We start from the raw sequence: 1,739 nt of genomic DNA, 5'->3' as shown, positions 1-1,739 counted from the left end.
CTCCGGCGGCCCCTGCGGGGGGCTGGAATAATGAAAGTCAGAACAGCCAGAAGAGAAGTCAGACCATCCCGGTCGGACTCAAGCCAATAGGCCTCCTCGAAAGCCGGTGCGGTTCATTGCTTCGGACACGCCGAGGGCCTGAATCCAGTGGTGGACCTTGTGGTCCTCGTTGACATTAATCCGGGCGCGATCCTGACCTGGTCTGGCATGGCATGGTCTCCTTCGGAAACAACCTTCCGCCGAGTGACGGGTCGGCGTCGTAGCAAGCACCGGGCGCGGGAGTCGTCCGAATCGGGCTATTGCCTACCTACAACACAGGGTCTCGCGTACGCCGATGGAGCTGTGCGGCTGGTTCCATGCGCTGTACACAACAACACTCAAGGACGAAGCCATGGCCACCTACGCTCAAGAATCACCGATGCCAGGCATTGGGCCGCGGCAGGACTCCGCAGCGCCTGAAGCTCCCCAATCAGGAGTCTCATGGGGCGCCGTGTTTGCGGGTGCGGCTGTCGCCGCCGCACTGACTTTGATAATGATCGTATTGGGCGCCGGCATGGGCCTGGGCCTCGCGTCCCCGTGGGAGGGCGAGGGCGCGGAAGCGAAAACGATCGGTATCGCCGGCATCTTCTGGATCACGTTCACCCAACTGGCTTCTTCCGGCCTTGGCGGGTACCTTGCAGGGCGCCTGCGAACCAAATGGAGCGGCATTCATACGGACGAGGCGCACTTCCGCGATACCGCTCACGGCGCTCTTTCGTGGGCGGTGGCTACGCTTGTAACCTTCGCATTGATCGCGTCTGCGGTCGGTTCGGCCGTTAGCGCCGGTGCTAAGGCGGGCATGGGTGTCGCCAGCACTGTCGCGGGCGGCGCAGCCTCGGCAGCGGCAGGAGCGGCTTCAGCGAACCGCTCCGGCGACGATGGAGGCCCCATGGCGTACATGACTGACTCCCTGTTCAGGAAAGACCCCAGCGCGACACCCGCGTCCGGGGCTGCAAGCCAGTCTGATGCAGGTCAAGCCACAACGGACCGCGCGACCACTGCGGAGGTCGGGCGAATCTTTGCCAACGCATTGCGCACGGGGACGCTGTCGCCAGAAGACAGTCGCTACGCAAGTCAGGTCGTGGCACAGCGAACCGGCCTGAGCCAACAGGATGCGGAGAAGCGAGTCAACGACATCTACTCTCGCGCCAAAGCCGCCCTGGAAGAGACCAAGACGAAGGCCAAGGCGATGGAGGACTCGGCACGAAAGGCAACCGCCTATGGATCGCTTTGGATATTCATTTCGTTGGTGCTGGGCTCGCTTTTTGCCTCTTACTGCGCGACGCTAGGCGGCCGTCAGCGGGACCTTTGAACTGGGAGAGGGGTCCCGGCGGCTGCCGGTCGTCGGAGGCCCGCGGGTTCCTACCCACCGAAGTCGCGTATCGTTTGGTCTTGGTGCCGGCACATTCGGCTTATGGCGACCGTCGCACCACTTGCGAGGTACAAGTCAAAGCGGCCGACTAGCCGCTCCCTGACTTTGGGGCGAAGCGGAACGCTTTCGAGCTCGCACGACCCACCGCCCTCGTCTTGGCCAAAAAAGGCATTGGGGCACCCTTGACCGGTCCAGCGCAGACGCAGGCACTTTGAACCGCCCCGGATTTTGAGGAGGCTCCTTCGATTGAGAATGGAGCCAAGATGAGAAAGTCACCGAAGTTTTCCCCTGAGGTCATGGAGCGCGCGGTGCGCATGGTCTTTGACGC

At 62.7% G+C, this 1,739-nt stretch carries 2 protein-coding genes; one reads left to right on the top strand and one right to left on the bottom strand.

The features are described 5' to 3' along the window. Positions 1 to 78: 78 nt before the first annotated feature. Positions 79 to 270, bottom strand: a complete 192-nt coding sequence (locus ACSFBL_RS35560) for a DUF3606 domain-containing protein (protein WP_435520495.1) — start codon at positions 268 to 270, stop codon at positions 79 to 81. Positions 271 to 391: 121 nt separating this feature from the next. Here ACSFBL_RS35560 and ACSFBL_RS35555 point away from each other — a divergent pair, with 121 nt between their 5' ends. Then, positions 392 to 1,351: a hypothetical protein gene (locus tag ACSFBL_RS35555; RefSeq protein WP_435520494.1), complete on the top strand. Its 960-nt coding sequence runs from the start codon at positions 392 to 394 to the stop codon at positions 1,349 to 1,351. Positions 1,352 to 1,739: the final 388 nt, after the last annotated feature.

The sequence above is a fragment of the Variovorax glacialis genome, from assembly GCF_051216375.1.
GTDB lineage: Bacteria > Pseudomonadota > Gammaproteobacteria > Burkholderiales > Burkholderiaceae_C > Variovorax.
The sequence above is the reverse complement of the archived record's forward strand: the minus strand, read 5'-3'. Positions and strand labels throughout refer to the sequence as shown.